This window comes from Streptomyces sp. BK79 (assembly GCF_044142145.1).
In the GTDB taxonomy this organism is placed as follows: domain Bacteria; phylum Actinomycetota; class Actinomycetes; order Streptomycetales; family Streptomycetaceae; genus Streptomyces.
Genome location: NZ_JBHVOC010000015.1, coordinates 54,012 through 70,965, shown reverse-complemented (window position 1 = coordinate 70,965; position 16,954 = coordinate 54,012). Strand labels below are relative to the sequence as shown.

The window sequence follows — 16,954 nt, the reverse complement described above, 5'->3', positions numbered from 1 at the left end:
GTCGGACACGGCACGGCGGCCGGCCTTGGATGGTGACGCTCATGCGCCTGAGAGTGTCGCGCGTCACACCCGCCGCTGGGAAGGGACGTGCGGTGATTGGCCGGGGCGTGTCGGCGCATCGCGGGTGGCGTTGGGCCGCACGGGTGGGCTTGGGGGCCGTCGTCGCCGTGTCTCCCGGCGTCGCCGAACCGTTTCCTCTTCAGTGGCCGCATCCCCGTCCGGATACAAATGATCAACTCCAAATACCGCATATGAGGCGCATGCCGCAGGAAAGGCGCATGCCGCCCACAGCGATCACCAGGCCCGCGGCCTTCCGGAGGTAGCAGAGATGTCCCACGTCGGCGTCGGACCGCGCGCGGTCACGCGCTCGGTCGCCTTCCTCACCGCGGGCGTGCTCACGCTTCCCGTGCTGACCGGATGCAGCTCCGAGGACCCGTCGGGCAAGCCGCTCGCCGAACAGGACATCGCCGCCGCGGCCCGCGCCCGGGTCTCCGACGGCGGCACCCTGCGCTGGGCCGTGGACTCCGTACCGGACACGCTGAACACCTTCCAGTCGGACGCCGACGCCACCACCACCCGCGTCGCGCAGGCCGTGCTGCCCTCGATGTACCGGACGGACGAGACCGGCCGCCCGGTGCGCAACCCCGACTACCTGGAGTCGGCCGAGGTCGTCGAGACCGAGCCCAAGCAGGTCGTCGTCTACAAGCTCAACCAGCAGGCCGTCTGGAGCGACGGACGGGAGATCGGCGCCGCCGACTTCGCCGCCCAGTGGCGGGCCCTGTCGGGCAAGGACAGCGCGTACTGGACCGCCCGCAACGCCGGCTACGACCGCATCGAGAAGATCGAGCGCGGCGCCAGCGACCTGGAGGTCAAGGTCACCTTCAGCCGGCCCTACGCCGACTGGAAGTCGCTGTTCACGCCGCTGTACCCGAAGGACGTCACGGGCACGCCGGACGCCTTCAACGACGGGGCGCGGCGGACGCTCGCGGTCACCGCCGGCCCCTTCGTCCCGAAGAAGGTCGACACGCAGGAGGACCAGGTCGTCCTCACCCCCAATCCGCGCTGGTGGGGCGGCGCGCCCAAGCTCAGGAAGATCGTCCTGCGCGCCGTACCCCGCGACGAGCGGGTCTCCGAGCTGGTCGCCGGCCGGCTCGACCTGGCCGAGATCGACCCGAAGACCGCCGAGCAGGTCGCCGTGGCCGCCGGACCCCCGGACGCGGGCGCCGGCGACACCGGCACGCCGCTCATGGGACCGGACGGCACCCCCGCCGCCGGCGCGGGCGGCTCACCGCTGCCCGGCCCGCAGGGCAGGTCCGCCGCACAGGCGCTGCGCTCCTGGGCGGTCGCCAACGGCTCCGACGAGGAGGCCGCCGAGGAGGAGGTCCTCGCCCGCGAGGAGCGGCGCGAGGCCCGGGCGAAGCTCGAACGGCGGCAGAAGGCCCTCAGCGGCTTCGAGGTCCGCAAGTCGCTGGAGCCCGCCTACACGCAGCTCGCCCTCAACGGCGCCGACGGCCCCCTCGCCGACGAACGCGTCCGCAGGGCCGTCGCCCGCGCCGTGGACCGGGAGAAGCTGGCCGAGGCGGTGCTGAAGCCGCTGGGGCTGCCCGCCGAGCCCGTGGACAGCCACCTCGCCCTGTCCGGCCAGCCCGTCTACGCCGACGGCAGCGGCGCCCTGGGCGAGCAGGACGTCAAGGAGGCCCGCGCCCTCCTCGCGGACGCCGGGTGGGTGCCCGGCGGGCCCGTGAAGAAGTCCGAGAACGGCGAGAAGGCGGCCGGCGCGGAGAAGTCCGACGACGGCAAGGACGAGGAGGAGTCCGAGGGCGGCGACGACGGGACGTACATCGTCGGCGAGGACGACGGGAAGAACGACGAGGACAAGGACAAGGAAAAAGAGAAGGAGAAGGAGAAGGGCAAGGACGAGGGCGAGGACGAGGAGAAGGGCAAGGGGGACGAGGGCAGCGGGGGCGGCGGCTCCGGCCGGGAGAGCGGCGAGGAGCACAGCGACGGCAGGAACACCGCCCAGGGCGGCGCCCCCGGCGCCTACGCCCCCAAGGGCACCGCCGCCCCGGCCGGCTCGGCGGCGGCCCCCCTCGCCAAGGACGGCAAGGCGCTCACCCTGCGTTTCGTGCTCCCCTCCGGACCCGGCTCCGAGGCCCTGCGCACCGTGGCCGACCGGGTCTCGGACATGCTGGACAAGATCGGCATCGGCACCGACATCACCAAGGTCCCGGACGAGAGCTACTTCAAGGACCACGTCGCCTCCGGCGAGTACGACCTGGCGCTCTACTCCTGGCCCGCCACCGCCTTCCCCGCCACCGACGCCCGCCCCATCTACGCCAAGCCCGTCCCGGCCGCCGACGGCTCCCTGAACGTCGCGCAGAACTACACGCGGGTCGGTACCGACCAGGTCGACCAGCTCTTCGACCAGGCCCTCGCGACGCTGGACGAGAAGGAGGCCCGGGGCCTGCTGCGCAAGGCCGACTCGCGGATCTGGGCGGCGGCGGGCTCCCTGCCCCTCTACCAGCGCCCCCAGCTCACGGCGGCCCGGAAGAACCTGGCCAACGCGGGCGCCTTCGGCTTCGAGACGCCGGTCTTCGAGGACATGGGCTTCCTGAAGAAGGGTGCCCAGGGCTCGCGCCCGTCGGCCTCCCCGGCCTCCTGACCGGGCCCGGTCCACCCTCCGGGAGGGGCCCCGCGCGGCCCCTCCCGCCCGTCCCGGCCGCACCCGGCAAGCTCCAGTCCCCCGGGCCCCGTACCATTGGGTGAGGCCGTGGCATGTATCGCCCGGCAGGCCCGCGTGACACGGACGTACGCGAGGGCCGTCCTCACACCCTCCGGGAGTACGCCTCATATGGCCACGCGCCACGACATCCGCAACGTCGCCATCGTCGCCCACGTCGACCACGGCAAGACCACCATCGTCGACGGAATGCTCAAGCAGGCCGGTGCCTTCGCCGCGCACCAGCTCGACTCCGTCGACGACCGCATGATGGACTCGAACGACCTGGAGCGTGAGAAGGGCATCACGATCCTGGCCAAGAACACGGCGGTGAAGTACCACCCGAAGGATGGCGGCGACGTCATCACCATCAACATCATCGACACCCCCGGCCACGCCGACTTCGGCGGCGAGGTCGAGCGCGGTCTGTCGATGGTCGACGGCGTCGTCCTGCTCGTGGACGCCTCCGAGGGTCCGCTGCCGCAGACCCGCTTCGTGCTCCGCAAGGCGCTCCAGCAGCGGCTGCCGATCATCCTCTGCATCAACAAGACGGACCGCCCGGACTCCCGGATCGACGAGGTCGTCAACGAGACGTACGACCTCTTCCTCGACCTGGACGCCGACGAGGAGCAGATCGAGTTCCCGATCGTCTACGCCTGCGGCCGGGACGGCGTCGCCTCCCTCACCAAGCCGGAGGACGGCACGGTCCCGTCGGACTCCACCAGCCTGGAGCCGTTCTTCTCGACGATCCTGGACCACATCCCGGCGCCGACCTACGACGAGGACGCCCCCCTCCAGGCGCACGTGACCAACCTGGACGCGGACAACTTCCTCGGCCGCATCGCCCTGCTGCGCGTCCACCAGGGCGAGCTGAAGAAGGGCCAGACCGTCGCCTGGATGAAGCGCGACGGGACCGTCAGCAACGTGCGCATCTCCGAGCTGATGATGACCGAGGCGCTCACCCGCAAGCCCGCCGAGAAGGCCGGCCCGGGTGACATCTGCGCCGTCGCCGGCATCCCGGACATCATGATCGGCGAGACCCTCGCCGACCAGGAGAACCCGGTCCCGCTGCCGCTGATCACGGTGGACGAGCCCGCGATCTCCATGACCATCGGCACCAACACCTCGCCGCTGGTCGGCCGCGGCGCCACCGGCAAGGGCGCGGACAACAAGGCGGTCGTCAAGGACCGCAAGGTCACCGCCCGCCAGGTCAAGGACCGCCTCGACCGGGAGCTGATCGGCAACGTCTCGCTCCGCGTCCTGGACACCGAGCGCCCCGACGCCTGGGAGGTGCAGGGCCGTGGTGAGCTGGCGCTGGCCATCCTGGTCGAGCAGATGCGCCGCGAGGGCTTCGAGCTGACCATCGGCAAGCCGCAGGTCGTCACCAAGGAGGTCGACGGCAAGACGTACGAGCCCGTCGAGCGCATGACGATCGACGTGCCCGAGGAGCACATGGGCGCGGTCACGCAGCTCATGGGCGTGCGCAAGGGCCGCATGGACAACATGTCGAACCACGGCTCCGGCTGGGTCCGCATGGAGTTCGTCGTGCCGTCCCGCGGTCTGATCGGCTTCCGTACCGAGTTCCTGACCCAGACCCGCGGCACCGGAATCGCCCACTCCATCCACGAGGGCCACGAGCCCTGGTTCGGCACCCTCACGACCCGTAACAACGGCTCGCTGGTCGCCGACCGCTCCGGTGCCGTCACCGCGTTCGCGATGACGAACCTCCAGGAGCGCGGCGTGCTCTTCACGGAGCCCGGCACCGAGGTGTACGAGGGCATGATCGTCGGCGAGAACTCCCGTTCCGACGACATGGACGTCAACATCACCAAGGAGAAGAAGCTCACGAACATGCGGTCGGCCTCGGCCGACTCGTTCGAGGCGATCGTCCCGCCGCGCAAGCTCTCCCTGGAGCAGTCGCTGGAGTTCTGCCGCGACGACGAGTGCGTCGAGGTGACCCCGGAGGCCGTTCGCATCCGCAAGGTGAACCTGGACGCCCGCGAGCGCGCCCGCGCCGCGAGCCGCGCCAAGCACGGCTGATCCCGCACCCCCGGAGCCCGGGTGCCCCCATCGTGGGGGCATCCGGGCTTTTTTCAACCGGTTTTCCGGGGCCCGGCGTCCGGCATGCGGAGATCAACGCCCGATAGCCATGTAACACGTCCGTTTCGCGGCCTTCTCGTCGCGAACAGTTTGTCCAGATTTTGGAAGATCTAGACGTGAGCCGTGACTGAATTGAGATTTAAAGACGGTGGTCGGTCCTTCTGCTCATGGCAGATAGTTAGCCGCGTAGCGCTCGGGTCAATGGGTCTCGCACTGTGGGGACAGTGCCGACTCACGAGCACCAGGGGGTGCCTGAGCTTCCGTCAGGGGTGTCGGAGGCAAGGCGTGCGCCCTCTCCTGTCGGTGAACACGTGAAGTCATGAGGAGGAGCCCCATGCGCGGTGTCACGAGCACCAGGTGGGTCACTGGGTCCGTCGCCCCCGAGTTCGCCCCGTCGGACGGCGATCGCCCCTGAGGAGCGGGGCCGGCCGCTGACGTCCGGGCATCCGGCTACGCGCGTCCGGCTGCGGGTTTCCTCCCGCGTCCCCGGGACATCCCGACGCTTCATCATGATCCGTTCCGCGATCGCGCACACCCTGCGCCGGTCGACGGTTCGGCACACCCACACCTGTGAAATGGGCGAACTGTGACAAGTCCAATCGACCTTGAGGGCGGCGGAACACCGGCCGCCGTCGACGGCGCACCGGAGCCGGCCCGCAAGAGCGAGACCGGCAGTCTCGAGGGCCGGTCTCCCGGGCAGTTGATGTGGCTGCGTTTCAAGCGCGACCGGACCGGTGTCATCTGTGCCTGGATCGTGATCGCGTACTTCCTGATCGCCGCGCTGGCACCGGTGATCGCCAAGCTCTACGGCAAGAACCCGTACACCCTGTACGGGCAGGACCCCGAGTACGCGACCGACAACCCCGTCCTCGACGACTTCGGGCTGCCGCTCGGCTACTTCGGCGGTGTCACCGGCGACCACTGGTTCGGCGTCGAGCCGCAGTTCGGCCGCGACGTCTTCACCATGCTCCTCTACGGCATGCGCACCTCGCTGTACATGGCGCTGGGTGTGACCACGCTGCTGATGCTGACCGGTGTCCTCATCGGTCTGGTGGGCGGCTACTTCGGCGGCCGCACCGACTACTTCCTCGGCCGGTTCACCGACTTCTTCCTCTCCTTCCCACAGCAGCTCTTCTTCATCGCCTTCATGCCGGTGGTGACCTCCTTCTTCGTCGACCCGCGCGACGAGACGCCCACCTACTTCCGGGCGCTGGCCATCCTGATCGTGCTGTGGCTGCTGGGCTGGATGGGCATGGCCCGCCTGGTCCGGTCCACCGTGCTGTCCCTGCGGGAGCGGGAGTTCGTCGAGGCGGCCAAGGTCGCCGGTGCCTCGCCCTGGCGGATCATCCGCAAGGAGATCCTGCCGAACGTGGTCTCGCCGATCCTCATCCAGTTCACCTACCTGCTCCCCAGCACCATCCTCAGCATCGCGTTCCTGTCCTTCGCCGGCGTCGGCTTCGTCGAGCCGACCCCCGACTGGGGACGGATGTTCGCCACCGGTGCCAAGGTCGCCGAGCAGGACCCGGCGTTCATGTTCTTCCCGGGCGTGGCGCTGGTCGTCTTCGTCCTGTGTTTCAACCTCCTCGGAGACTCCGTGCGGGACGCCCTCGACCCCAAGTCAGGACGGTAAGAGGGGTCCATGGGTGGGGGGACTGCCGCCCCCGCGTCGGCTCACGCCGCGTCAGGCAGTGCACAGCAGTGCTCAGTGGATAACAAAACCGACAGGCAGGTGCATCACCACATGAAGTCGTTCAACTCTCGCACTGCGCGCGCCGTGATGGTCGCGCTCGCGGCAGGCTCGCTCGTCCTCACCGGTTGCTCGGAGAACAAGGGCGGCGGCAGCTCCGGCAAGGACTCGAAGAAGGACCAGAAGGAGGCCGAGGTCCAGGCGAAGCCGGTCACCTACGGCGACGCCGCGGCCTCGACCGGTCCGGCCAAGGAGGTCCCCGGTGCCAAGCCCGGCGGCACCATCAACGTCTACGAGGAGGCGGGCCTGACCCACCTCGACCCGGGCCAGATCTACGTCTCCGACGCCGGACAGGTCGCCAACCTGCTCTTCCGCGGCCTGACCAACTTCCAGGAGGACGGCCAGGGCAACGTCTCCGTCGTCGGCGACCTCGCCACCGACTCCGGCAAGTCCTCGGACGGCGGCAAGACCTGGACGTTCACGCTCAAGGACGGCGTCAAGGACCAGAACGGCAACCCGATCACGTCCGCCGACATACGGCACACGGTCGAGCGCCAGTACGCGAAGTTCATCTTCGACGGCCCGACCTACCTCCAGACCTGGCTGAGCGGCCCCAAGTACCGCGACGCCCTGCCCGACGGCGGCTACGGCGACAAGCACCTGCCGGACTCCGTGCTGGAGACCCCGGACGACAAGACGGTCGTCTTCCACTTCGACACCGCGCGTCCCGACCTGCCGCAGACGCTGGCCATGCCGGGCTACACGGTCGTGCCGGAGGAGACCGACACCAAGGAGAAGTACGACAAGGCCCCCGTCGCCACGGGCCCGTACAAGATCGCCGAGTACAAGGTCGGCAAGTCCCTCAAGCTCGTCAAGAACGAGAACTGGGACCCGAAGACCGACGTGGTCCGTCACCAGTACGTGGACGGCTACAACTTCGACTTCGGCGTGACCGAGTCGACGCAGACCAAGCGCCTGATCGCCGACCAGGGCGAGGCCAAGAACGCCATCCAGCTCACCCGGGCCGTGGAGGCCACGCAGATCCAGGACGTCGTCAGCGACCCGGCGGTCAACAAGCGCACCATCAAGGGCTACCAGCCCTACGTGATGACGCTGACCTTCAACCTCGACCGGGTGAAGAACAAGGCGGTCCGCGACGCCATCACCTACGGGGTCAACTCCAAGTCGCTCATCGCCGGCGAGGGCGGCGCGTACGGCGGTGACGTCGCACCCAACCTGTTCGCCCCGACCCTGCCGGGCTACGAGGCGGACTACGACCCGTACGGCCGGCTGAAGACGCCGTCGGGCAACATCGAGAAGGCCAAGGAACTCCTCAAGGACGTCCCGGCCGCCGAGAAGAAGCTCGTCTTCGCCTACCGCAACAACGAGGCCGGCCAGAAGCACAAGGTCGCCATCGAGGACGCGCTGTCCAAGATCGGCATCGAGGTCGTCTCCAAGGAGATCGACGCGGCCAGCTTCTACGAGCAGATCGGCAAGCTGAAGAACCCGTACGACATGTACATCACGGGCTGGGGCCAGGACTGGCCGTCCCCGGGCACGGTCGTCACGCCGGTCTACGACGGTGAGCAGGTCGCCGACGGTTCGCCGAACTACTCGCACATCAACGACCCCAAGGTCCAGGAGCTGATCAAGAAGGCGCTCACCCAGGAGCCGACCGAGGCCGCGGCGACGTGGAAGGAAGCGCACCGCTACATCCTGGAGGAGGTCAACCCGGCCGCTCCGCTGTGGTACACGAAGCAGTTCCAGCTCTACGGCTCGAACGTCGGCGGCGCTCGCTACAGCACCGAGTCCAGCTACATCGACCTGAACGGCCTGTTCCTCAAGTCGTGACTCTCTACGGCTGACTGCGGGGGTGCGCACCAGGCGGAGCGCACCCCCAGGGTTCCGTGAATCTTCCCGACCGCCTCCGCAGAGAGCAGCCCACCCGCCATGCTTCAGTTCATCATCCGGCGCACGGTCGGTGCCGCCGTCACCCTGTTCCTGATCGGTGCCGCGACGTTCTTCCTCTTCGTCGCCGGCCCGTCCGACTACGCGTCCCTCGCCTGCGGCAAGGACTGCTCGGCCGCGCGGCTCGAGGAGATCCGTGAGGTGCTCGGCCTCAACCAGCCGGTCGCCCAGCAGTTCTGGGACTTCATGTCCGGCATCGTCATGGGGCGCGACTTCCCCACCGGGCACTGCTCCGCACCGTGCCTCGGGCAGTCCTTCTACTCGGGCGACCTCGTCTGGGACACCATCATGGACCGCTTCCCGCTGACGGTGTCGCTGACCATCGGCGCCGCGCTCGTGTTCCTGATCGTCGGCCTCGGCACGGGCATGCTCGCCGCCTTCCGGCGCGGCTCGCACGTGGACAAGGTGGCCACCGGCGCCTCCATGGTGCTCAGCTCGTTCCAGATCTACTTCCTCGGCCCGATCGCCCTGATGGTCCTCGTGTACGGCACGGGCCTGATGGAGGACCCCAAGTACGTCCCCTTCACCGAGGACCCGTTCGGCTGGCTCGTCGGCCTGTCCATCCCGATGGTCGTGATGGCCACCATCTTCACCGCGCAGTACACCCGTATGTCGCGCTCCTCGCTCATCGAGCAGCTGGCGGAGGACCATGTGCGCACCGCCCGCGCCAAGGGCATGTCGCAGAAGTACGTCTTCTTCCGCTACGCCTGGCGCGGCTCGCTGATCCCCATCGTCACCATCCTCGGCATCGACCTCTCCAGCCTGCTCGGCGGCGCCGTCGTCACCGAGCTGACCTTCTCCCTCCAGGGCATCGGCCGGCTCGCGGTGGACGGTGCGGTCAACAAGGACCTGCCGCTGACCATGGGCGTCATGCTGGTCGGGGCCTTCATGATCCTGATCCTCAACATCCTCGTCGACATCGCGTACGCCTGGATCGACCCGCGCGTCCGGCTTTCCTAGGAAGAGGGCACCCCCGTGACCACACTGACCAAGACCCAGGACGCGCCGCCCCCCACCGGGCCGGAGGGCTTCCTGTCGGTCCGGGACCTGAGCGTGCGGTTCGCCACGGAGGACGGTGTCGTCAAGGCGGTCGACGGGCTCTCCTTCGACGTCGAGCGGGGCCGGACCCTGGGCATCGTCGGCGAGTCCGGCTCCGGCAAGTCCGTGACCAACCTGACGATCCTGGGCCTGCACAACCCGCGGACCACCACGATCGACGGCGAGATCGTCTTCGACGGCAAGGAACTCGTCACCGCCACCGAGCGGGAGCTGGAGCAGCTGCGCGGCAACCGGATCGCCATGATCTTCCAGGACCCGCTGACGGCGATGTCGCCGTACTACACGGTGGGCCGGCAGATCGCCGAGCCGTTCCGCAAGCACACCGGCTGCTCCAAGCAGGAGGCGTGGAACCGGGCGGTGGAGATGCTCGGCAAGGTCGGCATCCCCAACCCGGCGCAGCGGGCCAAGGACTACCCGCACCAGTTCTCCGGCGGTATGCGCCAGCGCGCGATGATCGCCATGGCGCTGGTCTGCGACCCCGACCTGCTGATCGCCGACGAGCCGACCACCGCGCTGGACGTGACGGTGCAGGCGCAGATCCTGGACCTGCTCAAGGACCTCCAGCAGGAGTTCGGCTCGGCGATCGTCTTCATCACGCACGACCTCGGCGTCATCGCCGACGTCGCCGACGACATCATGGTGATGTACGCGGGCAGCGCGGTGGAGCGGGGCACCACGGACGAGGTGCTCAGGGCGCCCCGGCACCCGTACACCTGGGGCCTGCTGAACTCGATGCCCCGCCTGGACTCCGACCTCAGCGCCGCGCTGGAACCGATCCCCGGCACCCCGCCGTCGCTGCTGAACCCGCCCTCCGGCTGCCGCTTCCATCCGCGCTGCACCTTCAAGGACCGGGTCGGCGGCAACCGCTGCGTGACCGAGCGCCCGCTGCTGGGCGAGGACCGGTCCTCCGCGTGCCATCTGACGGCGGAGCAGAAGCGGACCATCTTCGCCGAGGAGATCAAGCCCCGGCTGGGGTAGGACCGCCCGACCGTCCGGGACGCCCACGAGGGGGAGCAGCCCGCCGCATGAACGCCGCATGAAAGAGGAGTCATGAAAGAAGACCTCGTCCTCCCCGCCCCGCGCGAGGCCGCGGCGGGCGGATCAGGGGAGCCGCTGCTGGTGGCGGAGGGCCTGACCAAGCACTTCCCGGTCAAGGGCGGTTTCCCGATCCGGCGTACCGTCGGCCACGTCCAGGCCGTCGACGGCATCGACCTGACCGTGAACGCCGGCGAGAGCTTCGGCCTGGTGGGGGAGTCGGGCTGCGGCAAGTCGACCACGGGCCGGCTGATCACCCGGCTGCTGGAGCCGACCGCCGGGAAGATCACGTACCGGGGCCAGGACATCTCCCACGCCAGCCGCAGGGGTCTCGCGCCGATCCGGTCCGAGATCCAGATGATCTTCCAGGACCCGTACTCCTCGCTGAACCCCCGGCAGACGGTCGGCAAGATCATCTCGGGTCCGATGGAGATCAACGGCATCGACCCGGCCGGCGGCCGGGAGAAGCGCGTGCGCGAGCTGCTGGAGACCGTGGGTCTCAACCCCGAGCACTTCAACCGCTTCCCGCACGAGTTCTCCGGCGGCCAGCGCCAGCGCATCGGGGTCGCCCGCGCTCTGGCCCTGGAGCCGAAGCTGATCGTGGCCGACGAGCCGGTCTCCGCGCTGGACGTGTCCATCCAGGCCCAGGTGGTCAACCTGCTCCAGAAGGTGCAGCGCGAGATGGGCATCGCCTTCCTGTTCATCGCCCACGACCTCGCCGTCGTCCGGCACTTCTCGCAGCGTGTGGCGGTCATGTACCTCGGCAAGGTGATCGAGGTCGGCGACCGGGACTCCATCTACACCCGCCCCCGCCACCCCTACACCCACGCCCTGCTGTCCGCCGTGCCCGAGGTGCACCTGGGGGAGGGCGAGAGCGGCCGGCGCGAGCGCATCCGCCTGGCCGGTGACGTGCCGTCCCCGATCAACCCGCCCTCGGGCTGCCGCTTCCGCACCCGGTGCTGGAAGGCGCAGGACAAGTGTGCGAGCGAGGTGCCCCCGCTGGTCCGCATCGACGGCAACCTCGACGGTCACCTGACCGCCTGCCACTTCCCGGAGGAGCCGACGATCGCGGCCCGCGAGGAGGACATCGTGCTGGACCCGGCGCTGGCCGCGCTGGAGGAGACGGACAAGGACTGAGTCCGGTCCCGCTGGAGGGGGACGGGCAATGACCGAGTCCGGCCCGCCCCGCCCGTGAACAGACCGAGGGCCCGTGCCTGGGGAGGCGCGGGCCCTCGGTCTCCCTGGAAGGCGACGTGTCCGGGCTCGGGTCAATGGGCCGTGGAGCGTCCCTTCCGCGGGCGGTGCCGACGGAAAAGGGGTGTCGTCAGGCAGCCGCCCGGGGGCTCTTGGTGAGGCGGGGCGAGGGGACGTCGGCCGTCTCGGGGTAGTGGCAGGCGGTCAGGTGGCCGGGCTTGTTGCCCTCCACCCGCACCAGCGGCGGGGCCTCGGACGCGCACTTGTCCGTCGCCTTCCAGCACCGGGTGCGGAAGCGGCAGCCCGAGGGCGGGTTGATCGGCGAGGGCACGTCTCCGACGAGCCGGATGCGCTCGCGGGGCGTGTCCTCCACCGTGGCCTCGGGCACGGCGGACAGGAGGGCGCGCGTGTAGGGGTGACGCGGGTTGTCGTACAGATCGTCGCGGTCGGCGATCTCCATGATCTTACCCAGGTACATGACGGCGACGCGCTGGGAGAAGTGCCGTACGACGGCGAGGTCGTGGGCGATGAACAGGAAGGCGATGCCCAGTTCCCGCTGCACCTTCTGGAGCAGGTTGACCACCTGCGCCTGGATGGACACGTCCAGCGCGGAGACCGGCTCGTCGGCCACGATCAGCTTGGGCTCCAGGGCCAGCGCCCGTGCCACACCGATGCGCTGGCGCTGACCGCCGGAGAACTCGTGCGGGAAGCGGTTGAAGTGCTCGGGGTTGAGACCCACGATCTCCAGCAGCTCGCGTACCCGCTTCTCCCGGCCGCCGGCCGGGTCGATGCCGTTGATCTCCATCGGACCCGAGATGATCTTGCCGACCGTCTGCCGGGGGTTGAGGGAGGCATAGGGGTCCTGGAAGATCATCTGGATCTCGGACCGGATCGGCGCGAGGGCCTTGCGCCCCGCGTGCGTGATGTCCTGGCCGCGGTACGTGATCGTCCCGCCCGAGGGCTCCAGCAGCCGGGTGATCAGCCGGCCGGTCGTGGACTTGCCGCACCCGGACTCGCCGACCAGGCCCAGGCTCTCGCCCGCGCCCACCGTGAAGTCGAGGCCGTCCACGGCCCGGACCGCGCCGACCGTGCGCGGGATGGGGAAGCCGCCCTTGATCGGGAAGTGCTTGGTCAGTCCGCTGACGTCCAGGAGCGTTTCCGCGTTGCTCATGATGGTGAAGTCCCGTCTCTTGTACGTCAGTTGTGCCGGATCGCGGCGAAGTCGGCGAACAGCTCCTCGCGCTGCTCCTTCGGCAGGTGGCAGGCGGACCCCCGGCCGCCGACCACCTCGAGCAGCGGCCGCTCGGAGGAGCACAGTCCGCCCTCGACCTTCTCCACGAAGGCGCACCGCGGATGGAACCGGCAGCCGGTGGGCGGGTTGAGCAGCGAGGGCGGCGAACCCGGGATCGGCTCCAGCGGCACGTCGACCGGTCCGTCCAGGCTCGGCATGGAGCTCATCAGACCCAGCGTGTACGGGTGCTGCGGGTCGCGCAGCACCTCCTCCTTGGTGCCGCGCTCCACGCACCGGCCGCCGTACATCACCAGCACGTCGTCCGCGATGTCGGCGATGACGCCGAGGTCGTGGGTGATGAAGACGATGGCCGTGCCGAACTCCTGCTGCAGGTCCTTGAGCAGGTCCATGATCTGCGCCTGGACCGTCACGTCGAGGGCCGTGGTCGGCTCGTCCGCGATGAGCAGCTCCGGGTCGCAGACCAGCGCCATGGCGATCATCGCGCGCTGGCGCATACCGCCGGAGAACTGGTGCGGGTAGTCGTCCACCCGGACGTCCGGCTGCGGGATGCCCACCCGGCGCAGCATCTCGATCGCCCGCTCCCGGGCCTCCTTCTTGGAGGCGCCGGTGTGCTTGCGGTACGTCTCGCCGATCTGCTTGCCGATGGTGTGGTACGGCGACAGCGAGGCCAGCGCGTCCTGGAAGATCATGGACATCTTGTTGCCGCGCAGCCGCTCCAGCTCCCGCTCGGTGGCGGTGAGCAGGTCCTTGTCGTCGAGGAGGATCTCGCCCTCGATCGCGGTGCGGTTCCGGTCGTGCAGGCCCAGGATCGTCAGGTTGGTGACCGACTTGCCCGAGCCCGATTCGCCCACGATGCCGAGCGTCCTGCCCTTGGCGAGGTCGAAGGAGAGCCCGTCGACGGCCTTGACGATGCCGTCCTCGGTGGAGAAGTGGACCTTCAGGTCCCTGACGGAGAGGAAGGGCTGCTGTTCGGTGCTCGTCACGGGGACGCTCCAGGAGGTGATGCAGAGGGGGTAGGGAGGGCGGAGGTCAGGCGAGCCGGATCCGCGGGTCGATGAGGGCGTAGACCGCGTCGACGATGATGTTGAAGAACACGATCGCGCCGGCCGCGAGCACGGTGACCCCCAGCTGCATGGGCAGGTCGCTCTGGTTCACGGCCTGCACCGCGAGCCGGCCGATGCCCGGCAGGGAGAACACCGACTCGGTGATGATGGCGCCGCCGATCAGCGTGCCCAGGTCGATGCCGAACAGGGTGACGATCGGTCCCATCGCGCCCCGCCAGGCGAACCGGAAGAAGACGTTCGACCGGGACAGGCCCTTGGCGCGGGCGGTGCGGACGTAGTCCTCGCTGAGCTGCTCCACCATCTGGGAGCGCGTCATACGGGTGTAGTTGGCGGTGAAGATGATCGACAGCACCAGCCAGGGCAGCAGCAGACCGGAGAGCCAGGCGGCCGGGTTCTCGGTGAACGGCGTCCACGAGGGCTGGCTGAAGATGCCCAGCTCCGAGACGAGGAAGAACATGGCGACGTAGCCGACGAAGTAGATCTGGAGCGAGGAGCCGAGCAGCGACACCGAGCTGGCGAACTTGTCCAGGAACTTGCCCTGCTTGAGCGCGGCGAGCATGCCCGCGCCGACACCGATGATCAGGAAGAAGAACGCCGCGCCGAAGGCGAGCGAGAGGGTCATCGGCAGACGGTCCATGATCGTGCCGAAGACGGGCTCGTTGTTGGCGAACGAGTAGCCGAGGCAGGGCGCGTCGCAGTAGCCGTAGCCGCCGTAGTCGCGTCCGGAGAACACGCCCACGAGCCAGTGCCAGAACTGCATGACGATCGACTCGTCGATGCCCATGTTCTGCCGGATCTTCTCCAGGGCTTCCGGCGTGCAGTTCTTGCCGCAGGACATCATCGCGGGGTCACGCGGGATCGCGTAGAAGAGCCAGAAGGTGACGGCGCTGATGATCAGCAGGATGACCATCGCGCCGATGACTCGGCGGACTAGGAAGCGGAGCATGGGGCGTGACTTTCCGGACGGGGCGCCGTCGCCGGGGGCGTGGAGGGGGTGGGCCCCAGGGGGCGGTCGCACGGCTGGTGACCGCCCCCCGGGGTTCGTGCGCGCTTACTTCTTGGCGTAGAGCTTGCAGAGCGCGATGCAGTTGTTGCCGCCGTCGTAGACGACGTTGCCGACCTTGGATCCGTACATCCAGTTGCGGATCTTGTGGTAGTCCGGGACGACCGGCGCGAGTTCCATGATCTGGCGGTCGACGGCACCCCAGGCCTTGTTGGCCTCGTCCGGGTCGGTGATCTTCGCGGCGGCGTCGATCGCCTTGTTCACGCCCGTGTCGTTCAGCTGGGCGTAGTTGCTGCGGCCGTCGCCGATGTTGTCGCCGTGCCAGCAGGGGTAGAAGACCGAGTAGCCGTTCGGCCAGTCGGGGCTCCAGCCGGCGCCGAACAGGTCGTACTCGTTGTCGATCTTGCCGATCTGGGTGTAAAAGGTCGACTTGTCGACCTGCTTGTTGACGACCTCGAAGCCGGCCGCCTCCAGGGCGTTCTTGACCGCGACGGCGACCTTCACCTGCGTGTCCGAGGACTGGTAGGCGATGACGAGCTTCTGGCCGAGCTTGCCGGCCTCCTTCAGCAGCGCCTTGGCCTTGGCCGGGTCACCGCCGGGCTTCTTCGTCGTGCCGTAGAGGTCGAACTTCTCGTGACCGGGGGTGACCGGGCTGAGGATGGTGGTGGCGATCTCGGTGCTGTAGGCACCGCCGCTGATCGTCTGGAGCTGCTGGTGCGGCCACGCCCAGTTGATCGCCTGGCGGACCTTGACGTCCGTGATGCGGGTGGTGTTGATCGGCCAGTAGTAGGTGACCGTGTCGACCCGGGTGAGGACCCGCTTCTTGTGCTCGGCGTTGGTGAGCACCTGCGCGATGCGCTCGGGGGCGACCTCGTTGAAGATCGACATCGCGTACTGGTCGTTGCCCTTGTCCGCGATGTAGCGGTCGGTGGAGGCGACCAGCTCGTACCCGAACTGGAAGTGGTAGCCGTCCGGGTAGGCGTTGCGGATCGGGTCCGTCTGCGGGTCCCAGTGCTCGTTGCGCACGAAGGTCATCGACTTGCCGACGCTACGGCTCTTGATCTTGTACGGGCCGCAGGAGACCGGCTTCTTGTCGTACTTCTCCTTGGTGTCGAGCTTCTTGGGCACCAGGGAGTAGCCGCGCATGGCCACCGTGAAGTTGAAGTCGCTGCGCGCTTCCTTCAGGCGGAAGGTGATGGTCTTGCCGTCGACCTCGACGGAGTCGAGGTGCTTGCCCTCGTAGGGGCCCTCGTACTTGTCGCCGCCCTCCAGCCACTCCTGCACGTAGCGCGGGCCCTCGGTGATGAACGGGGCGAAGATGCGCTCGAAGGTGTGGCGGACGTCCTCGGCGGTGACGTCCGATCCGTCCTCCCACTTCAGGCCGTCCTTCAGGGTGAAGGACCAGGTCTTGCCGCCGTCCTTCATGGTGCCGGCGTCGGTGGCGGCGTCGCCGACCAGGGTGGTGACGCCCTTGTCGTCGATCTTGTAGCCGGTCAGGCCACGCATGATCGGCACGGTGATGGCGGCCTCGGTCGAGACGTAGATCTGCGCCGGGTCCATGTGGTCCATGTCGAACTGGTCCAGCGAGTAGATCGTCCCGCCCTTGACCGCGCCCTTGACCTCGGGGGCCGGACCGGCCGAGTCGGCCTTGGTGCCGACCGCGATCTCGATGGTCTCGCTGCCGCTGACCTTGGGGCCGTCGTGCTTGGCGGAGGAGCCGCTGTCCCCGCCGCACGCGGTCAGCACCGTGGACGAAGCCGCGACCACACCGGTGGCTATGAGGAAGTTCCTACGGGAGAAAGACATGAGGCACCTGCCAGAGAAGGACGAACGGGACGGGACGGCCGGCCGGACGGCGTCGAACGAGCCGGGG

General features: G+C 68.8%; 11 protein-coding genes. 7 read left to right on the top strand and 4 right to left on the bottom strand.

All coding sequences use genetic code 11. The features are described 5' to 3' along the window. The first annotated feature begins 328 nt into the window (after positions 1-328). From ACFIF2_RS19890 to ACFIF2_RS19860, 7 genes are all read left to right on the top strand, one after another. Positions 329-2,662, top strand: a complete 2,334-nt coding sequence (locus tag ACFIF2_RS19890) for an ABC transporter family substrate-binding protein (protein ID WP_395574432.1) — start codon at positions 329-331, stop codon at positions 2,660-2,662. Between the two features lie 189 nt (positions 2,663-2,851). Then, positions 2,852-4,759 (top strand): translational GTPase TypA, encoded by a 1,908-nt coding sequence (gene typA / locus ACFIF2_RS19885; protein WP_395574430.1) that lies wholly within the window; start codon positions 2,852-2,854, stop codon positions 4,757-4,759. Positions 4,760-5,405: 646 nt separating this feature from the next. After that, positions 5,406-6,449 (top strand): ABC transporter permease, encoded by a 1,044-nt coding sequence (locus ACFIF2_RS19880; protein ID WP_395574428.1) that lies wholly within the window; start codon positions 5,406-5,408, stop codon positions 6,447-6,449. Between the two features lie 111 nt (positions 6,450-6,560). Then, positions 6,561-8,357, top strand: a complete 1,797-nt coding sequence (locus tag ACFIF2_RS19875; RefSeq protein WP_395574426.1) for an ABC transporter substrate-binding protein — start codon at positions 6,561-6,563, stop codon at positions 8,355-8,357. 99 nt (positions 8,358-8,456) lie between these two features. Then, entirely contained in the window at positions 8,457-9,434 is a 978-nt protein-coding gene (locus tag ACFIF2_RS19870; RefSeq protein ID WP_395574424.1) for an ABC transporter permease, read from the top strand. Between the two features lie 15 nt (positions 9,435-9,449). Continuing rightward, positions 9,450-10,511: an ABC transporter ATP-binding protein gene (locus ACFIF2_RS19865; protein ID WP_395574422.1), complete on the top strand. Its 1,062-nt coding sequence runs from the start codon at positions 9,450-9,452 to the stop codon at positions 10,509-10,511. A gap of 72 nt (positions 10,512-10,583) precedes the next feature. Then, positions 10,584-11,705 (top strand): ABC transporter ATP-binding protein, encoded by a 1,122-nt coding sequence (locus ACFIF2_RS19860; RefSeq protein ID WP_395574420.1) that lies wholly within the window; start codon positions 10,584-10,586, stop codon positions 11,703-11,705. Between the two features lie 187 nt (positions 11,706-11,892). On the opposite strand, the gene ACFIF2_RS19855 is transcribed toward ACFIF2_RS19860, so the two are convergent. The 4 genes from ACFIF2_RS19855 to ACFIF2_RS19840 all read right to left on the bottom strand — a co-directional run bounded on the left by ACFIF2_RS19855 (position 11,893) and on the right by ACFIF2_RS19840 (position 16,887). Continuing rightward, positions 11,893-12,933: an ABC transporter ATP-binding protein gene (locus tag ACFIF2_RS19855; protein ID WP_395574418.1), complete on the bottom strand. Its 1,041-nt coding sequence runs from the start codon at positions 12,931-12,933 to the stop codon at positions 11,893-11,895. Between the two features lie 26 nt (positions 12,934-12,959). Beyond that, a complete protein-coding gene (locus tag ACFIF2_RS19850; RefSeq protein ID WP_395574416.1) occupies positions 12,960-13,997 on the bottom strand; it encodes an ABC transporter ATP-binding protein in 1,038 nt (345 codons plus the stop codon). A gap of 46 nt (positions 13,998-14,043) precedes the next feature. Then, on the bottom strand, positions 14,044-15,024 hold the full coding sequence (locus tag ACFIF2_RS19845) for an ABC transporter permease (RefSeq protein ID WP_395574414.1): 981 nt from the start codon (positions 15,022-15,024) through the stop codon (positions 14,044-14,046). Between the two features lie 105 nt (positions 15,025-15,129). Continuing rightward, on the bottom strand, positions 15,130-16,887 hold the full coding sequence (locus ACFIF2_RS19840; RefSeq protein ID WP_395574412.1) for an ABC transporter substrate-binding protein: 1,758 nt from the start codon (positions 16,885-16,887) through the stop codon (positions 15,130-15,132). Between the last annotated feature and the right edge of the window lie 67 nt (positions 16,888-16,954).